This is a genomic window from Senimuribacter intestinalis (assembly GCF_943192965.1).
Lineage (GTDB): Bacteria > Bacillota > Clostridia > Peptostreptococcales > Anaerovoracaceae > Senimuribacter > Senimuribacter intestinalis.
This window is the reverse complement of record NZ_CALPCF010000007.1, coordinates 75,478-92,003: the sequence shown is the minus strand read 5'-3', so window position 1 is coordinate 92,003 and position 16,526 is coordinate 75,478. Positions and strand designations below refer to the sequence as shown.

General features: G+C 44.7%; 17 protein-coding genes. 8 read left to right on the top strand and 9 right to left on the bottom strand.

Annotated features, from left to right (window positions below; all coding sequences use genetic code 11):
• The first annotated feature begins 3 nt into the window (after positions 1–3).
• From NFR88_RS08045 to NFR88_RS08030, 4 genes are all read left to right on the top strand, one after another.
• A complete protein-coding gene (locus NFR88_RS08045; RefSeq protein ID WP_251614899.1) occupies positions 4–411 on the top strand; it encodes a hypothetical protein in 408 nt (135 codons plus the stop codon).
• The gene (locus tag NFR88_RS08040) at positions 389–952 is read left to right on the top strand and encodes a HEPN family nuclease (protein ID WP_251614896.1); all 564 of its coding nucleotides are present in this window, start codon (positions 389–391) and stop codon (positions 950–952) included. The genes NFR88_RS08045 and NFR88_RS08040 overlap by 23 nt, the downstream gene beginning before the upstream one ends.
• A 155-nt stretch (positions 953–1,107) precedes the next feature.
• Positions 1,108–1,704: a S16 family serine protease gene (locus NFR88_RS08035; RefSeq protein ID WP_251614893.1), complete on the top strand. Its 597-nt coding sequence runs from the start codon at positions 1,108–1,110 to the stop codon at positions 1,702–1,704.
• Positions 1,705–1,730: 26 nt separating this feature from the next.
• On the top strand, positions 1,731–2,912 hold the full coding sequence (locus NFR88_RS08030; RefSeq protein WP_251614890.1) for a hypothetical protein: 1,182 nt from the start codon (positions 1,731–1,733) through the stop codon (positions 2,910–2,912).
• 351 nt (positions 2,913–3,263) lie between these two features.
• On the opposite strand, the gene NFR88_RS08025 is transcribed toward NFR88_RS08030, so the two are convergent.
• Positions 3,264–4,730, bottom strand: a complete 1,467-nt coding sequence (locus NFR88_RS08025; protein ID WP_371874457.1) for an RNA-binding domain-containing protein — start codon at positions 4,728–4,730, stop codon at positions 3,264–3,266.
• 255 nt (positions 4,731–4,985) lie between these two features.
• Here NFR88_RS08025 and NFR88_RS08020 point away from each other — a divergent pair, with 255 nt between their 5' ends.
• The 3 genes from NFR88_RS08020 (at position 4,986) to NFR88_RS08010 (ending at position 8,073) form a co-directional block, all read left to right on the top strand.
• Complete coding sequence (locus tag NFR88_RS08020; RefSeq protein ID WP_251614887.1) at positions 4,986–7,367, top strand: cation-translocating P-type ATPase; 2,382 nt, start codon at positions 4,986–4,988, stop codon at positions 7,365–7,367.
• A gap of 55 nt (positions 7,368–7,422) precedes the next feature.
• The gene (locus NFR88_RS08015; protein ID WP_251614884.1) at positions 7,423–7,629 is read left to right on the top strand and encodes a PAS domain-containing protein; all 207 of its coding nucleotides are present in this window, start codon (positions 7,423–7,425) and stop codon (positions 7,627–7,629) included.
• A gap of 180 nt (positions 7,630–7,809) precedes the next feature.
• Positions 7,810–8,073 (top strand): TnpV protein, encoded by a 264-nt coding sequence (locus tag NFR88_RS08010; RefSeq protein ID WP_285813829.1) that lies wholly within the window; start codon positions 7,810–7,812, stop codon positions 8,071–8,073.
• Positions 8,074–8,305: 232 nt separating this feature from the next.
• Here NFR88_RS08010 and NFR88_RS08000 read toward each other — a convergent pair whose 3' ends face one another.
• The 4 genes from NFR88_RS08000 to NFR88_RS07985 form a co-directional block, all read right to left on the bottom strand.
• Positions 8,306–8,605: a MobA/MobL family protein gene (locus NFR88_RS08000; RefSeq protein ID WP_251614973.1), complete on the bottom strand. Its 300-nt coding sequence runs from the start codon at positions 8,603–8,605 to the stop codon at positions 8,306–8,308.
• A 59-nt stretch (positions 8,606–8,664) separates the two neighbouring features.
• Positions 8,665–8,982 (bottom strand): DUF3847 domain-containing protein, encoded by a 318-nt coding sequence (locus tag NFR88_RS07995; RefSeq protein WP_207697956.1) that lies wholly within the window; start codon positions 8,980–8,982, stop codon positions 8,665–8,667.
• A gap of 286 nt (positions 8,983–9,268) precedes the next feature.
• On the bottom strand, positions 9,269–9,472 hold the full coding sequence (locus tag NFR88_RS07990) for a hypothetical protein (RefSeq protein WP_004614949.1): 204 nt from the start codon (positions 9,470–9,472) through the stop codon (positions 9,269–9,271).
• A 145-nt stretch (positions 9,473–9,617) separates the two neighbouring features.
• Positions 9,618–9,842 (bottom strand): helix-turn-helix domain-containing protein, encoded by a 225-nt coding sequence (locus NFR88_RS07985; protein ID WP_120474617.1) that lies wholly within the window; start codon positions 9,840–9,842, stop codon positions 9,618–9,620.
• Positions 9,843–10,144: 302 nt separating this feature from the next.
• Here NFR88_RS07985 and NFR88_RS07980 point away from each other — a divergent pair, with 302 nt between their 5' ends.
• The gene (locus NFR88_RS07980; protein WP_118392959.1) at positions 10,145–11,185 is read left to right on the top strand and encodes a DUF6076 domain-containing protein; all 1,041 of its coding nucleotides are present in this window, start codon (positions 10,145–10,147) and stop codon (positions 11,183–11,185) included.
• A gap of 225 nt (positions 11,186–11,410) precedes the next feature.
• Here NFR88_RS07980 and NFR88_RS07975 read toward each other — a convergent pair whose 3' ends face one another.
• The 4 genes from NFR88_RS07975 to NFR88_RS07960 all read right to left on the bottom strand — a co-directional run bounded on the left by NFR88_RS07975 (position 11,411) and on the right by NFR88_RS07960 (position 16,442).
• Complete coding sequence (locus NFR88_RS07975) at positions 11,411–13,783, bottom strand: ABC transporter permease (protein ID WP_160284709.1); 2,373 nt, start codon at positions 13,781–13,783, stop codon at positions 11,411–11,413.
• A gap of 14 nt (positions 13,784–13,797) precedes the next feature.
• Positions 13,798–14,463: an ABC transporter ATP-binding protein gene (locus tag NFR88_RS07970; protein WP_251614881.1), complete on the bottom strand. Its 666-nt coding sequence runs from the start codon at positions 14,461–14,463 to the stop codon at positions 13,798–13,800.
• Positions 14,464–14,640: 177 nt separating this feature from the next.
• Positions 14,641–15,672 carry a sensor histidine kinase gene (locus NFR88_RS07965; RefSeq protein WP_251614879.1) on the bottom strand — a complete coding sequence of 344 codons (1,032 nt, stop codon included), beginning with the start codon at positions 15,670–15,672 and terminating at the stop codon, positions 14,641–14,643.
• Positions 15,669–16,442, bottom strand: coding sequence for a response regulator transcription factor (locus NFR88_RS07960; RefSeq protein WP_465250582.1), 774 nt, complete (start codon positions 16,440–16,442; stop codon positions 15,669–15,671). The genes NFR88_RS07965 and NFR88_RS07960 overlap by 4 nt, the downstream gene beginning before the upstream one ends.
• Positions 16,443–16,526 lie beyond the last annotated feature (84 nt).

Genomic DNA, 16,526 nt, shown 5'->3' with positions numbered 1-16,526 from the left:
TATGTGACAGATAAAGAAAATACGCAGAAGGATATGCAGATAAAGAGGGATAAAAAAATGGAAAACAGAGGATTTGATTTAAAGATTGAAAATATAACCGATAGCGAAATCACATTAAACTTTTGGAGCGAGGCAAAAGAATCGGTGAGTTTAGGCATTAGAGATATAAAATTCTTTTACGAGACAGAAAAGTGTGATAAGGAAAAGTGCTTAAACTACGGAATGAGAGTTGATAAATGCGGTAAGCAGTTAGAATTTCATTTAGAGAAAGATTGCTCTCAATATAGAACAATGACATTTATTGTGCAGAATAATGATACAAGGAAAGAGTACGCAGTTAGAATTTCTTTGCCTAAAGGGAAACCGACTTATAAGGAGATAAAGTGGAATGAGTACAAAGAATACAGATGAACAGCTGCGAGAATTTTATGTTAATCAGATTAAAACGACTGTGGAAATTGTAAAACAGTTTTCGAATACTAGTGAGTTTTCACCAACTATGCTACTAAATTCTCTTCTTTCTCTCGTAATACTACCATATGAAGAAATAAAACGAAAAGGACGAGGCAGATTGTTTTCGGGAAGAATCATAGAACTAAACAAGAAATTTGGATTTAGCCCTGAAATATTTCAACCGATACAGTCTTGTAATGGTAATGCACCGGTCTATAAAACGAGGAAAGATATTTATGCGTATGTAGGAAAGCTTCGAAATGCAATTGCACATCAGAATTTACGGGTAATTGTTGGCGATAAGAGAGAAATAGAAATTGTGATTTTTAATAGATTTAAGGGAAGTAAATGTAGTAAATGCCAGACAAAAGGATGTACGGAAAAAGGATTGAAGTATAGTAAAAAGGGAATCATTGATTTTCAGATTAGAATTACGATTAAGCAACTGCAGAATCTTGCATTATACATAGCTAACTCATATTTGAAATCTATAGAATAATATTCAACAATAAAGGAGGAACAAAAAATGTCAATGAGTTTTAACGCAATAGGTATTACAGTAACGCCAAAAGAAGGAGAAAGATTCTATCTTAACTTTTGTCTTGACAATTAGGATATATTGACATTGATGAAAATACGGAAACCGTCGTAAGCGTGCCTGAGCAGACTTCAGACTCACTGATTCCTGATGCAAAGCTGCCTTGCGGTCATGTTTTCGCTGTGGGAGCAAGCAGAAGCACCGGCGAAATGTGCATTTATCGTATGGAAAACAAGACGGTGAAAGGCAGTGGAAAGATGGAAACCCAAGGTGTTGGAAATAACAGACCTGTAAAGGAATGCGTCAATGCTGCGTGGACTTACTTTGAAAATAACGTGCGGAATATTATTCCCGGCGTGAGGGTTACGGACAAGGACTATCTACTTTACTATGTGGATACCCAAGGGAAGGGCCTCAGCGCGGAGGTGTCTCTTGCAGAATTTATTGGACTTTGTTCGGCATTTGCAGAACGTTCAGTGATTGACTCTTTGGCGATTGCCGGCGAAATTAAAATTTCAGGCACTTTAGAGGAACTGACCAATCTTGAGGATATCATGCGTGTGTGCAAAAATGCCGGAGCTAAAAAGGTGCTGCTACCGATAGATTCAATCAAGGATCTTCAAAGTGTGCCGAGAGAGCTGATGAATTATGTGCAGCCGATTTTTTATAACGACCCTGTTGACGCAGCGAAGAAAGCGCTGGATATTTATTAAGCGCTGATTATTTGGAGGAAATCAAAATGCGCTACTATTTGTGTACATACTGCAAAAAGGAATTTGAATTTGCGGAGTCTATTTTATTCTGCCCGTTTTGTGGTACGGAGATTTACAATAGAGAAACCGGGGAGTGCGGCGAGGTGGATGAGACAGCGGCAAAGTATCGTAAGGCGAAGAGAAATATGATAGAAGTAGAGCTTTTCAGTGATATTGCAAAGGCTCTGGATGACATGAGAGATGGCATCGAAACCTATATAGACATCATGATGGACAAAGCACTATGGGAGGTTTGTGTTAGAAAGGAAAAAACGCAAAGTTATGACTTTTTTGGTGCGATGGGTGAGTGTCTGGAAGCGCAAAGTGATGAGAGATTCTTTGCTAAAACGAATATGGCTCTGCAGAAATTGGAGACACTGATTGAAAGAGCACCGAAGCAAACGGAAAATGGCGAAGTCGAGATGAAACAGTGTCATGAGGTCTTGAAACGATTAGATGCGACCATTTTTGAAATATTAAAGTGCTTTAGGGCAGTTCAGGGTATAGCCCTTCCGGAAGCGCTTCCGGAATTTCCAGCGATGCGATTTGAAACAAAAGTAAAAGTAGAAAATGTTTCAGAGGAAGCATGCAAAGATTTACTTGATCTTTTGCGACAGCTGCTAAACAAGCTGCAGCGATACGTGAATGAAAATCAGCTTTACTTTAATTACTTCGGGGATACAGCCTCGATTCGGAGGAAGTTTGAAAAGGACGTTGAAAAAACAAAGCAGATGCTTGTAGAGGCAATTGATCAAGAACTAGTATATGACTTTCTAGAAGAAAATGATACTTATGAGAAACTGCTTGCTGTATTTTGGAATGGATTCTATCAATTATCTGTTTATGCGGAGAAAAATGTTGAACAGGATTATTTCTACGAAGGACAGCAGTGCGATCCAAAGCATTTAATTGAGACGCAAATGAAGAAACACTATCGCACCATTTTAGATATGCTCATGAGGGTAGAATGGTCAATGAAGCAGGAGGGACCTTGGGCGGTTCGTGAATACCAGATGGAACTGAAAGGAATTCTGAGGGCTGCGATAGAGCGTGAGGAATGGGAAGATAAAAGAGATAAAGAATGCGATGATTATAGCGACGATAATTCTGCTGCAAAGAAGAATGTGATATTGGAGAGGACGGTAACCAGATTAGTGCTGGGAGAGTGAGGTTAATCCATGTCATGACATTCAGAAGTTATTTGTAAATTATGCACATCCGGTTTTCCATAACAATTTGGTTGACACGGCAGCGCCTTTTACAGGGGGAACCATTTTACAAAAGAAGGCGTCTGCCTTGCCATAGAAACAGCGGAACTTTCGCTGAAAGGGGAGAATGATAGAAGAATCAGCAAGCTGTCTGGCTGTATTTACTTATTCTGCAAGGAAAAGGAATGCTTCGTCTGTAGTCGGAACATACGGAATTTGAATATGAGAAGTAGTATGCTGCGAGTTTGGATAAAGAAAAATATAACAGAAAAATCCCGGTACACCTGGCACTTGCCAGCATACCGGGATTTGTTAGCGTTTGACATATTTTTGATTTGGGCTTCGTGGTTTATCCGGCAGAGTACGGCGGATAAGGTTACATTTCAGCATAGGTGTTAAAATGTTTTCACGAAAGTATTTTTCAGTTTTGATACCGCAGAATTCTTGCATTTGGCTTCTTGTGCGAGGCATCTTACAAAATTCAAGCAGTGCGGACAGCCGAACAGAGTCGAGTTTGATAGTAGCTTCGGTAGTAGCTTCGGTAGTAGCTTCGGTAGTAGCTTCGGTAGTGAAATCGCTATTTGCCGGACCGACGGTTGCAGTAGCAATCTCAGACAGCGGAACTGTGATGCGGAAAATATCACCTTCAACAAATGCCGGCTCGCCACCGGAGTACATTTTTGTGTATTTATAAGTGTTTCGCATGCCGGATCCTAACTCGTCAGCAAGGCCAATTTCTCTAAATACCTTGGAAATTGGAGGATTTTTTTGGAAGGGGTCAAATGTCGCCAGATTTAGCGCACCATATCCATGGGATAAATTCGCGTTTTCCGTAAAAATCCGATTTTTTTCAATGACCAGTTTCGCGATATAGCCACTGGAAAAATCGCGGTGTGCCAGCAGATTAGAAATAATTTCACGTAAGATATGGTCCCTTGCGCTGACGCTTTGAATGCCTTCCAGATGGAAGGTATCGTTTAAATGTTTTTGACCGAAGGCTAGCAATTTGTCATAGCTTTCGATGAGATTGGTTATGACGACTTCCCTGTCATCGTAGCGATCTGTATTGTAAATGCGAAAAATAGCGTCGGTTTTATGCTGTGGAAGCACTGACATGATAGTGCTGTCCTGCCCGAAAAGTAGTATTCCAGCTATGGTAACTCCTTCCTTTTGTGTATGTTCATCAGGAAGAATCAGCCCGGCACTGTGCAGAAGTTCCTCATCTGACATGGATTTCCATGGATGGTTTTCTCCTCTGACTCGCGTCATTTTTCTGGCACGCTCAATTAAATCCGGACGAAGTGCATTAAGCCCAAACCCAGTCACTTTATTTACAAAGTAGGAACCTCTTTTTCTTGCATAGAGCTGAAATACTGCGTCAGAGTGATTTGTGATGTCGATATCCGCATCATGATTTCTGTCATAAATTTTCCCGCCGCAGCGGCATACGTTCGGACTGCTTGGAACTCGAACATAAAGAATCTTTTTCTCTTGAAACTCGTATTCAACTGGAACGAGATAAAGCGGGGGATATAATTTGTTTTCATTGTTGACGGAAGTAACAAAATCTTTCTGCATTTTCTCAATAGAACTCGGGACAATGCCTAAAATTTCGCCGCTGTCATCGACACCGAAGAAAATGTGACCTCCATCACGATTGGAAAAAGCGCATACGGTTTGATAAACATCTTTCGTGATTGCTGTAGTAGATTTTTTGAACTCCACAGTATGGTTTTCCCCTTGATTCATTAATTCTAAAAGTTCAGCAGGCAGCAGCACGGAAAAATCCCCCCCCCTTTTTTTTATTGTTACTTTGAAAATTTACTATTATCTTTTCCTTAAACCATATTTTCATGCGATATGAAAGTGAGAGCAAAGGATTTTTTGAAGTACTTTTATTATAGCATAGAAGAAAACACAATGCCAACTATGTATCGGTCTTTGCCCGGCGTTTGAAGTTTTTGTGAAGGTTATTTTCTCCTGCGCCTTTTTGTGTTACAATAAAATGTATGTAAAAAAGGAGAGCAAGAAGACATGTTGGGATTAACAGCAAGAGAAGCAGAAGAGAGAGCGGCGCAGGGGCTTTCCAACGAGCAGGTGGACTCCTCGACGCGAACAGTAGAAGAAATTATAAAGAGCAACGTATTCACTTATTTTAACTTGATTTTTACGGTACTTGCGGTGCTTTTGATTGTAGTAGGTTCTTTTAAGGACTTGACTTTTATGCTTGTGGTATTTGCTAATACAGCAATCGGTATTGCCCAGGAAATCAAATCGAAGAAAACTTTGGACAACCTGAAACTTTTGAAAATGCCAAAGGCTCATGTTTTTCGAGATGGAAAGGAAGTCGAGCGGCCGGTGGAAGAGCTGGTGCTGGACGATGTGATTGTTCTTCGGGCGGGAAGCCAGATACCGGCGGATGCCATAGTGGTTGATGGCAGCGTACAGGTCAACGAGGCGCTGATTACCGGTGAGTCTGATGAGATTACTAAGACGGCGGATTCTCAGCTTTTGTCCGGCAGCTTTGTGGTATCCGGCACGTGTGCAGCGAAACTGACGGCGGTAGGCAGAAATTCTTACATTTCTAAGTTGACTATTGAAGCGACCAAGGACAAGCACGGCGAGCAGTCGGAGATGATTAAATCGCTGGATAAATTGGTCAAGGTGGTCGGTATTATTATCATTCCGGTAGGACTGATTCTTCTGACACAGCAGTACTTCATTTTAGAAGATGGATTTAGACATAGCGTGACCTCTATGGTTGCAGCGATTTTGGGTATGATTCCTGAAGGGCTTTATATGACGGCAAGTATCGCTATGGTGGTCAGTGCAATGCGTCTTGCAAAGCAGGAGGTGCTGGTTCAGAATATGCGATGCATCGAGACCTTGGCGAGGGTCAACGTGCTTTGCGTGGACAAAACCGGCACGATTACAGAAAACGAGATGAAAGTCGCGCAGATGCAGCGGATTTACGATGGGCTGACAGACGATGAACTGTCCCGCTTAATCGGTGATTTGGCATTTGCCCAGAATCCGGACAATATCACCATGGCGGCGATGCAGGCGTACTTTACAGAAAGGTCGGGAAGAGCCACCCTCAGCGTGTGCGGTTTTTCTTCGAAATATAAATATTGCGGCGCAAGCTACGAGGATGGTAATTTTGTGCTGGGCGCGCCGGAGTTTGTGCTGCGGGAAGCCTTTTCTCAGTATGAAGAAGAAATTACAAAAGTCAGTGAACAGGGATACCGCGTGCTGGCCTTTGCCCGGACAGAAGACGTGCCGGACGGACAGCCGCTTACAGGGCGGACCCGTCTTTTAGGACTTGTCTATCTGATGAATCCGATTCGAAAATCGGCAAGAGAGACATTTGCGTATTTTGCTGAAAACGGCGTAGAGGTCAAGGTTATCTCCGGGGATAATCCGGTGACGGTTTCCAATGTCGCCATGGAAGCAGGCATTGAGAACGCGGACAGATATATCGACGCAAGGCAGCTTGTGACAGAGCGAGCCGTTTATGAAGCGGTAGAGCGGTATACTGTGTTTGGCAGAGTGACGCCGGAACAGAAGCGCATGTTTGTCAAGGCGCTGAAAAAACAGGGCAAGATTGTGGGCATGACAGGAGACGGGGTCAATGATATTCTGGCTCTTCGGGATGCGGACTGCTCCATCGCCATGGCGTCAGGAAGCGAGGCAGCGTCCAATGCGGCGCAGCTGGTGCTGATGGACTCCGATTTTTCAAAGATGCCGTCGGTGGTGGCGGAAGGCCGCAGAGTCGTAAACAACATCGAGAAGACAGCGAGCCTGTTTTTGACAAAGAATATTTTTTCGTTGCTGCTGGCGCTCTTTTCCATCGTCAACGTGCTGTCATACCCGCTGACGCCGTCACAACTTACTCTGATTACCATGTTCACCATCGGCGCGCCGTCCTTTGTGCTGTCGCTGGAGCCGAATCACGATAAAATTACGGGAACCTTCTTCGGAAAGGTCTTTAAAATGGCAACCCCTGCAGGGCTTACTACTTTTGTCAGCGTCAGCTCTCTGGTCATATTCGGAAAAGTCTTTGACGTTGATCCAGATTGTATTTCTACAGCCTGCACGATTTTAGTTGGACTGGTTGGCTTTATGATTCTGGGAAAAGTGGCAAAACCGACTAATAGCTTCCATGTAGGGCTGATTGCAGTCATGCTACTGGGCATGGCGTATTGCTTCTTTTTCCAGAAGAGCTTCTTTGGCATCAATCAGATTTCCACGCAGGCTATGATGCTTCTGGTGGTATTCCTCATTGCTACGGAAGGGCTGTTCCGCTATGTGTACAAGTTTACCAGCCTGTGCGGACGGATTCTCGATCGCGGCGGAAAAAGCCGCAAGACAAAGGAAAAGAAGCACAGAAAAAAGATAAAAATCAGCTGGCAGTAACCATTACCGGACACGGCAGGATGTGGATCACATGTAGTATAGGAGCAAATGAAAAGTGAAAGCTGAAATAAGGAATGTAGGAAAGACTTTTTTTGAGAATCTATATGATGGCGTACTGATGGTCGATGCAGAGTATGCGGTTCAGTACATCAATCCCGCTTACACCCGGATTACAGGGATTACGGCGGAAGACATTGTCGGAAAGCCGCTGAAAGATATCTGCCCCCGGCGCACGTCTTTTGGAAGTAGTCAATTCAGGTAAACCCATCGTTGGAGCGCTTAGAAGCGAACAGGGAATAGACTACACGGTAAATATGTCACCGCTCATAGAAAATCAAAAAATTGTAGGCGGTATTTCTATCGTCAGCAATATTGAAGACGTGAGGACGTTGTCTAATACGATAAATAAATACGAAACAAAATTCGGCGACTGGAGAATCGGATGCGGTCTATCCATCGGACTAAATATACGCTGGACAATATCATGGCGCAGGATCCGTTGTCAAAGAAGTTGAAAGAGGATATTAGAAGGCAGGCGCAGGAATGCTTTGAACGGCTCATAGAGGGCATGAAGCAGGCACAGGGTATTACGGAACAGCTAAAGGCGGATAAGCCACTTGAGTGGGTGCAGAAAATGAACAATATCCGAAATACAGTGGAGGAAGTTATCAATGCGGAATTGATTTACGCATTGAGTTGGCGGTAATGCAAAATAAGGGACAAAGTAGCAACCCTACCTTGTCCCTCTTAGTTTTTTATAGGCAAAAGCTTAAACAGGGTCGTTACAATTTGATAACGGTACAACCATTACGGATTTTACCGTCCTCGCCCATGATTTCATTTTTGGTGCGTACTCGTTTGCCTGTCTCGTCAAAAAATACACTTCGTGCGGCAATCTTGATTTCGGGTAGCAGTGTCCTTTCACTGAAAATCAGATGTCAGAGGATTTGATATATAAACTGCTCCTGCACGAACTTCCTCGCCAGTTCCATGTTTTCTTCCAGCGTCAATTCATTCTGCATGGCAATATCAAAGGAATAGGCAAGCTGTGCTTTTGGATGTTTCTCGCAGCTCTCCACAGCATTCCAGAGGGTCGCCCGGTCAAGATATATTTCCGGCGCATGGGGCGGCAGCATGATTTCCGAAGCGATCACGCCGCCCTTTTTGGTGTAATCGCTGACTTCTCCATAGTAGCTGCTGTAAAGACGCTCCCCGGCTCGGTAGGCTGCGCTGGCAATGGCGCTCTGACCGGCGCTACGCTTTATCTGTGCGATTGAAAAATGATAAAGTGCTATCCTTAGTCACCGCCTTTCTCCTGCCCGGAAATACGGGCGTGGTTTTCTACGGCAGACCGGATGAAATGCTCCGCCTGCGGCAGATTCAAAATGCTTTCCATGAGGGAATAAAATTCCGCTTCGGATAGCTCCTTTGTCTGTGGTGCAATGCTCTCAATAGCTGCCCCACGGGTAATCAGCCGGTGCGTCCTCTGTTTCCGGGAACCGCTTTCCAGATACGCCTGCCGGTTTTTCAAACGCTGCATTTTCCGTTTTTCCCGTTCCAGCAGGACAGTGGTTTTTTCATATTCCTGCTTCAACTGTTCCAAAGATTTTTCCATGTTCTCACATCCTTTGCTTATAAGATAAAGAAAGACCATCCGCAGACAGTCCGTGTGTCAGTGCTTCTATAAAACCCGATGAAAAGGGAAAACCGCAGAGCGGATTTCTCTTTGCGGCGGGTACACAGGGGATAGCCGCTTTAGCGGCGCAAGGGGGTGTAGCCACCTTGTCGGAGCGAAGCGAACGCAGACCTCGGATTGCTGATTTTATCAGCGGCAGAGGTAAGCTCCGCAGGACGCACGATACATGGTCTTTAGACTATGTATAGAAGTGCGCCCTTAGTTCCTAAGGGATTTTGCCGTTTCCGGCAGTTTTGTCCTTTTTCTTGGAACGCTTAGAAAGGTACTTCGGGCAGTCAACCACAACCGCCCGGAAGCTCTGTTTACATTCGTGCTGGCATTTCCGGCACAGTTCGTTGTAAGTGATACGGCTGCGGTCATTTAAGAAGAACGACCATTCCAGCCGCCGCTTGTTGCTCATTCTTGCCATAACCGGCTCCTTTCTCCGTTTCTATCTGATGTACGCAGATAGGCTGTTTTGGTGTAGCGTTTCGGTATCATTTTTAAGGTTTTTCCCTCTGTATACCCCTTTGTAAAGTGCGGCAGTATTGCAGTCAGGGAATGATAACTCACGCTTATTTGTCGCTTCTCGGTACGGTTTCGGAGCCTTTTGCCATCCATTCAAAGAAAGCAATTTTGCTGACCTTGATAAGTCTGCCCCTGCGGAACGCTGGAAAGCCGGGTGTGTGTACCAGCTCATAGGCGCTCGCTCTTGAAATTCCCATAATCTGCTGAATGTCCGCCACATCCAGAACCAGCGGTAAATCCTCGTAGCTGTTCAATCTCTTTTTATCGTTCATTCTGTTCCTCCCATAAATCAAATAGGTTAAAATGCTTCCTGTTGCCGTTTTCCCCAAAAGCCGTTTTCCTGCCCCATTCCTGCGGTGTTTCCCTGCATTGGTGCGCCGGATGCGTCACTTCTCCTGCCGGTCATATCCCTTTTGGACGGTCATTCACTTGTCAAGGTACTGTGCGGTACGAAATTACCAACTGCAATCATCATAGCGTACTATCCTTGACAAAACAATGATTCTGCGATACCATGAGTGTAACGGATATAACTGAATTATATAATTACCATAAACGAAGGCAGGGGATAGGGATGGAGAATCAGTTTATACGACATGAGCCATGTTTTGAGAGGATTTTGTTTGTCCTGACGCTGGACAGGAAGAAAATGAAAGAGCGGATTTTGATTGGGGAAGAACAGCAGATCCGCTTCCGGCTGAACGGGAGCCAAAACACAGAGGTGCTTTGTGATATGACACGCCCGCTGGGAACTTTTTTGATAAACTTTGAGCGTGACACGGACAGAGATTGGAACTTATACGGGCTTTCTCCACTGCGGCAAGCCCTCCACTCCAACCGATGGAAACAGCCGGAGCTGGAGCAGGCGGCAAGCGAATTTCTCTGGGGAAAATATCTTAGCAATGACCCTCTGAAAATGTATGTGGCGTTCCGTATCTGGAACAGCTATCTGCTTTCCAGAGAACCCCGTGACCGTAACGCTGCCTGTGACCGCTTCATGGATAAAATGAGCAGCCTGACCGGGGTATTCCATAACGAAGCCATGAGCTTTGACAGGGAGACAGGAAAACCGAAACATTTTCAAGCTGGCAGCCTTTATTTCAAAGGCGCACCATCAGAAGATACCCGGCTTGACCTCTGGTTCCCGGACAACCGTCGCACAGAAGAATGTGTGTCTGCCTATGCGTCTCTCTACCCGTTGATTACCTATTATCTGAACAGGCTGAATGACTGGGGGCTTTGCTTCCGGCAGTGCAAGGTCTGCGGGAAATATTTTCTGGCAAAGAGCCAGCGGTATGAGCTGTGCAGCGACAAGTGCCGCAAAGCACAGGCGCTTCAAAACAAGCGGGAATTTGACGAGAGGGCAAGAGAAAATAACTATGACCTGCTTTATAAAAATGAATGCCAGAACTGGCGCAACAAAATAAACCGGGTAAAAAATACCGCAGGCTTTCCGGCTGACTGTCTGGAAAAAATACAGGCTGCCTTTTCCGACTTTAAGAAAGAAGCCTTACAGAGAAAAAAGGCTGTAAAAACAGGAACAGCCAGCCCGAAAGAATTTGCGGACTGGCTGTATCAGCAGAGTAATGTAATTGTTGAGCTGACCGAGATATGAAAAACTTTCTATCGTCAATTTCGCATTATTGCAATAACAGATTGCTTCTTCCATGAATGGTAATATTATCATCAAACTTTTGGAAGAACTATAAATGTCCGAGGTGCCTTTGATTTCGACAGAAAAACAGGCTGAATTGTTACAACGCTCGGACATTTCAAAAATCTTTTTGAGAAATGGCGGAAAAAGCGGGGCAGCATACGCCGCCCCGCCGATCTCAAAAGGTCATTCCATTGTCTTAATGCGGTCTACAAGAGATTGCTTATGGCAATAGCGAATGGCTAAAGTCGAATATATCAATGCAATTACTACGAGGACTGCAAAAAATAGAAGCACTTGCAAGAATGGGAAAGTATAATGCAATTTTCCGAACACTCCAACTTGATTAAATATCTGGCATAGAATATAACCTGCTGCTGTGCCGAAAATAAATGTTATTGCCATTGTCCCAAACACATAATACAAACATTCCATTCTCAACATCTTATATAATTGCTTATTTGATAGACCAATAGATTGCAATACGCCAAATTCTTGTTGTCTGGATACAAGGTTCGTCATCAAGGTATTGCAAAGGTTGATAATACCGAAAATTGCAATAAAAACAATTAACCCGTAGATCGGAATCTGATACCCTGTCATGTGCATTTTTATGGAAGATAGTGCGTCATCAAAGCTATTAAATTGAATATCAGGATTGTCACCGATTGCATTTAAGACGACATTTTCTGCCGCAGGAAGTTGGTTCACATCTGCATTTATGACAAATTCAGTATTAAAATTCTTCTTCTCTTGATATATCTCGGATAGTATATTTTCCGGGACAAAGAAATATGTTCCGTTGTAGTCCGTATCGCTCATGTCAATAGTTCCGACGACAGATAATTCGATTTTCTTTCCAGAAGAAGATACTATTGTTACCACATCTCCTAAAGCAACACTATAATCTTCCCATGACTTTAGCATACCGGCTGTGTCGTCAATTAAGATACCATTTTTCTCGACAAGTTCTTGGTAGCTTATTTCCTCTGATAGTAGGTTATTCGATAAGCTGGAAAATTCATCGTCCGACAATCCTATAATTTCACGGAACGAGGACGGTTCTTTTTTATCTGGAAGTAAAATGTCTGCGGAACATCCCTTTATAGATTTAACATCTGTGATATATGGAGAATCTGTCAAAAGATTTATCATGCTATCGTCCAGCGGATTATCTTTCAAGGAATTGTCGCTATATTCATCGGAAAGTGTAATCAAAAATTCCTTATCACCAAATGACTGCCGGGCCATATCTTCTTCATCAATAGAAGCCAGAAATGTTGCTGCACTCATCAGTAAAATTCCTGAAAATCCCAATGATATTAAAGTCAAAATCACTTTTTTGTGGTTTCGCATAAAACCGATTTTAGCTAAATTTTCAGGAGTTAGTTTTCTCCTTAATTTTTTGGTGTTTAACTTTTCGTTTTCAGTTGTCGTTGATATGCGTACAGCTTCAATGGGAGAAATGCTTGCTGCAATTTTAATCGGCTTGCGAATTGATAGAACAACCGATAATTCAGTCAATATGGAGATAACAACGATAATTGCCAATGTATTAAGCCAATTCCAGCCTTTGGGTACAAGCACATATCCTATTAAGCAGCCAACTACAATCCCTAATGGAATTGAAGTGCGGGATAATTGCCAGCTTTCTCTTTTTACCATGCGTTTAATCTGTTTTTGGGTCATGCCAATTACCCTTAAACGGCCATATTCTTTGACTTTCCCAACGACTGAAATATAAAATAGGCTGTATATAACGGTGGAACAGGCAATCACAATTAGAATACTAATTGCCGCTACACCCAGCATATCTCGGCTTGAGTTATCAACACTATCAAAGTAAGACGAACTATAAGCGATCTGTTCTTCTCTGATTCCATAAGGGGTCAAACAAGATTTAATCAAATTTTTCAATTCGTCCTCTTTGAATGATCCGCTTCCCATTATCCGTAGTGTAGCATTATAAGGGATGTGATCTTGAAAATACGATTGCAGAAAAGAATCAGATACCAATACTTGATACCGCCTATTTGCACCATCGTCATGTAAAAGACCGCATACAGTGAAATTTGCATTTTTCCCATTTTGCAACGGTAATTCGATTTCTTGGTTCAATTCAACAGGGCGGCCAATATGTTTCAAATAGGCTTCCGAAACTGCAACTTCATTTTCCTTATCAGGTAAGTTCCCAACAAATTCTGTGGAATACAAATACAGATTATTGCTGTCCCGAAAATTAACATTCAATGTATAATCATCAACACGGAAACTATCAACTAAAGCCTCTGTTCCTACCATTTCAATGTTGGAATCTTGCCTTAAATCATTGATTGTTTCCAAATCCACATCAATAACTGCCGCTTGGTAGCGCCCCTGTAAGAATGTTTTCAATTCATGTGATTTTCCGAATGTATAGAGCGCAAGAACGGTCATAAGGCAGGCAGCAAAAGCAATCGTTACAATAATAAAGATGTTTCTTCGCTTATCTGCTTTAATGCTTCTGTTTGCCAGCTTCTTTGTAATGGCGCTGGTATCATTCTCAAAAGGCCATGTCACAGTCTGCCACCTCCTTACTCCACAATCTTGCCGTCCTCAATGCGGACAATCCGATCTGCAAGGCGGGCAATATCGTTGTTGTGGGTAATCATCACAACGGTTTGCCGAAACTCCGCGCTGGTACGCTTGATAAGTCCCAGCACCTCGGCGCTGGTCTTACTGTCAAGGTTGCCGGTCGGCTCGTCGGCCAGCACAATAGCCGGTTTGGTAATCAGGGCGCGGGCAATCGCCACACGCTGCTGCTGTCCGCCGGAAAGATTGTTGGGCATATTTTTCAGTTTATCTTCCAGCCCCAGCAGGTGAACGATCTCGTCCAAAAACTTCTGATCCACCGTATCCCCGTCCAGTTCCACCGGCAGGACAATGTTCTCATACACATTCAGAATGGGAACAAGGTTATAGTTCTGGAAGATAAAGCCAATGTTGCGGCGGCGGAAGATGGTGAGCTGTTCGTCGTTCATTTTCGACAGCTCTTTGTCCCGGACAAGCACATTGCCGGAAGTAGGGGTGTCCAGCCCGCCCATCATGTGAAGCAGGGTAGACTTGCCGCTGCCGGAGGTTCCCACAACGGCCACAAATTCGCCGTCATTTACGGAGAAGTTCACGCCGTCAAGGGCGCGGGTGATATTTGGCTCTGTGCCGTAATACTTTTTCAGATCAATCGTCTGCAAAACGCTCATACTCAAAACTCCTTTCAAGGCTTTCTGCCTGTTGATAAGGCTATTGTAAAACCCAAATGTCCGCGAAATGTTACAGCGGCCAAAAAATTTCATTGAAAATCGGGGTGAAATGTTACAACGCTCGGACATTTCAAAAAAATTTACGGCGGGCAGCCGGAAATGGCCGTCCGCCGCGTTCTATTTTGTAGGCAGCATAATGGAAAATTCCGAACCCTTGCCCGGCTCCGAAAACACTTTGATATAGCCGCCCTGCCGCGTTACGATCTCGCGGGCCAGATACAGGCCAATGCCCACGCCCTGCTGTTCGTGTACTTCTTCCTCACGATAAAAGCGCCGGAAGATGGCGGCCTGATTGCTTTCGGAAATGCCCTTGCCGGTGTCGGTCACTTTGATCTCCACATACATTTCCCACAGCACCACAGACACCGTGATTTTCCCGCCTGCCAGGGTGTACTTCACCGCATTGTCCAGCAGGTTAAAGAGGGCTTCGGATGTCCACTTGCTGTCATGGGAAACGGTCAAATCCTCCGGGCAGTCCACGGACACGGCGATTTCCTTTTTCTCCGCTGCATACACGATCCCACTCATGGCCTGCGCCACGGTATCAAAGAGGCGGCCCGATTTCTTATCCAACTGGATCACGCCCGTTTCCAGCCGGGAGGTTTTCACAAGGGCCTGAAAGAGAAACTCCAGTTTATCCGTCTGGCTGCGGATTCCCCGGATAAAGTCGGTGCGCTCTGCCTCGGTCATAGGCTTTTCCAGCAGGGTGTCCGTCGCCATTTTCAGATTGCTTACCGGCGTTTTCACCTGATGGGAAATATCCGATACAAGGGTCTGTAACTCCTGCCGTTCCTCGTCCACCCGGCGGCGGTTCTCCTGCATGATCTGGTAAAGCCTTGCCAGCCGGTGTCCGATTCTGGCAAGCTGGGTTTCGCTGTCCTCCGGACGTTTTGGCGCTTCATTTCCGGCGATCATGTGGTCTAAGGTCTGGCATAGGTCAGCGGTAAACTGCGACAGCCGCTTTCCAAACACCTGCGTCAGTACAAAAATCCCCACAAGGGCGCACAGCAGCAGCGCCCCGCCAGTCAGCAGCGCCGCCGTTTGTTTTGTCACAAAAAACAGGGCTATGGTGATCCCGGACATGGAGAGGGCAAGCCCTATTGCCACCCGGCCAAACAGCCGCCTTACCGAGAGGTTTTGAAACTTCATTTTGCCTCGCCTCCCGTCCATTGATACCCCATGCCGTAAACAGTCTTGATGTAGGGTGCGCCGCCGTCAGATTCAATCTTGCTGCGAATCCGGCTGATGGAGGTTGTCAGGGTGTGTTCGTCCACAAACCTCTCGTCTATATCCCACAGCTTTTCCAAAAGCTTCCCACGGGTCAGCACTTGCCGGGGATTTTTGCGGAACAGGTTCAGCATTTTATACTCCATCGGGGATAGGGGCAGGGGCTTGCCGTTTAGGGACGCCGTCTGCTCCGAGAAGTCCAGAAACAGCCGCCCGTCGTCGTAAATGTCCTTGGCCGGTTTGTGGTGTTCCAGCATAGCGAACATGGCTTTGATTTTTCGCTGCAAGGCCCCGATCACAAAGGGCTTTGTGATGTAGTCCACCGCGCCCACCTCATAGCCCCGTATCTGGTCGCTCTCCTGATCGTTGGCGGTCAGGAATATTACGATGGTGTCCGGGTGCTGGGGCTTTATCAGCTTGCACAGCTCAAAACCGTTCCCATCTGGCAGGTTAATGTCCAACAGCACTAAATCAAATTCCCGCTGGCGGATGGCGTCGGCTGCGGTTCTGGCATTTAGAGTAGAAGTCACGCCGTAGCCGTCTGCGGTCAGGTTATAGGCTAACATCTTATTCAAAAAACTGTCGTCCTCGACAATTAAAATCTGCTTCATATTCTCACTTCCTTTGCTTTTTGCAGATAGTATAACAGGCAAATGTCCGAGAATTGTTACAAGGACAAATATATTTATCATTTTACAGCTTTTTTATGTGTACTGCAATTTTATAAAAGAAAGGACAGCAGTATCATCAAATTGCTGTCCTTGCGGTTTATTATA

What these genes read in the sequence shown, in the direction of transcription:
- NFR88_RS08040 (WP_251614896.1), top strand. Translation starts at nt 389, where the DNA reads ATGAGTACAAAGAATACAGATGAACAGCTGCGAGAATTTTATGTTAAT.
- NFR88_RS08030 (WP_251614890.1), top strand. Translation starts at nt 1,731, where the DNA reads ATGCGCTACTATTTGTGTACATACTGCAAAAAGGAATTTGAATTTGCG.
- NFR88_RS08020 (WP_251614887.1), top strand. Translation starts at nt 4,986, where the DNA reads ATGTTGGGATTAACAGCAAGAGAAGCAGAAGAGAGAGCGGCGCAGGGG.
- NFR88_RS08010 (WP_285813829.1), top strand. Translation starts at nt 7,810, where the DNA reads ATGCGGTCTATCCATCGGACTAAATATACGCTGGACAATATCATGGCG.
- NFR88_RS07995 (WP_207697956.1), bottom strand. Translation starts at nt 8,982, where the DNA reads ATGGAAAAATCTTTGGAACAGTTGAAGCAGGAATATGAAAAAACCACT.
- NFR88_RS07990 (WP_004614949.1), bottom strand. Translation starts at nt 9,472, where the DNA reads ATGGCAAGAATGAGCAACAAGCGGCGGCTGGAATGGTCGTTCTTCTTA.
- NFR88_RS07985 (WP_120474617.1), bottom strand. Translation starts at nt 9,842, where the DNA reads ATGAACGATAAAAAGAGATTGAACAGCTACGAGGATTTACCGCTGGTT.
- NFR88_RS07980 (WP_118392959.1), top strand. Translation starts at nt 10,145, where the DNA reads ATGGAGAATCAGTTTATACGACATGAGCCATGTTTTGAGAGGATTTTG.
- NFR88_RS07970 (WP_251614881.1), bottom strand. Translation starts at nt 14,463, where the DNA reads ATGAGCGTTTTGCAGACGATTGATCTGAAAAAGTATTACGGCACAGAG.
- NFR88_RS07965 (WP_251614879.1), bottom strand. Translation starts at nt 15,672, where the DNA reads ATGAAGTTTCAAAACCTCTCGGTAAGGCGGCTGTTTGGCCGGGTGGCA.
- NFR88_RS07960 (WP_465250582.1), bottom strand. Translation starts at nt 16,442, where the DNA reads ATGATAAATATATTTGTCCTTGTAACAATTCTCGGACATTTGCCTGTT.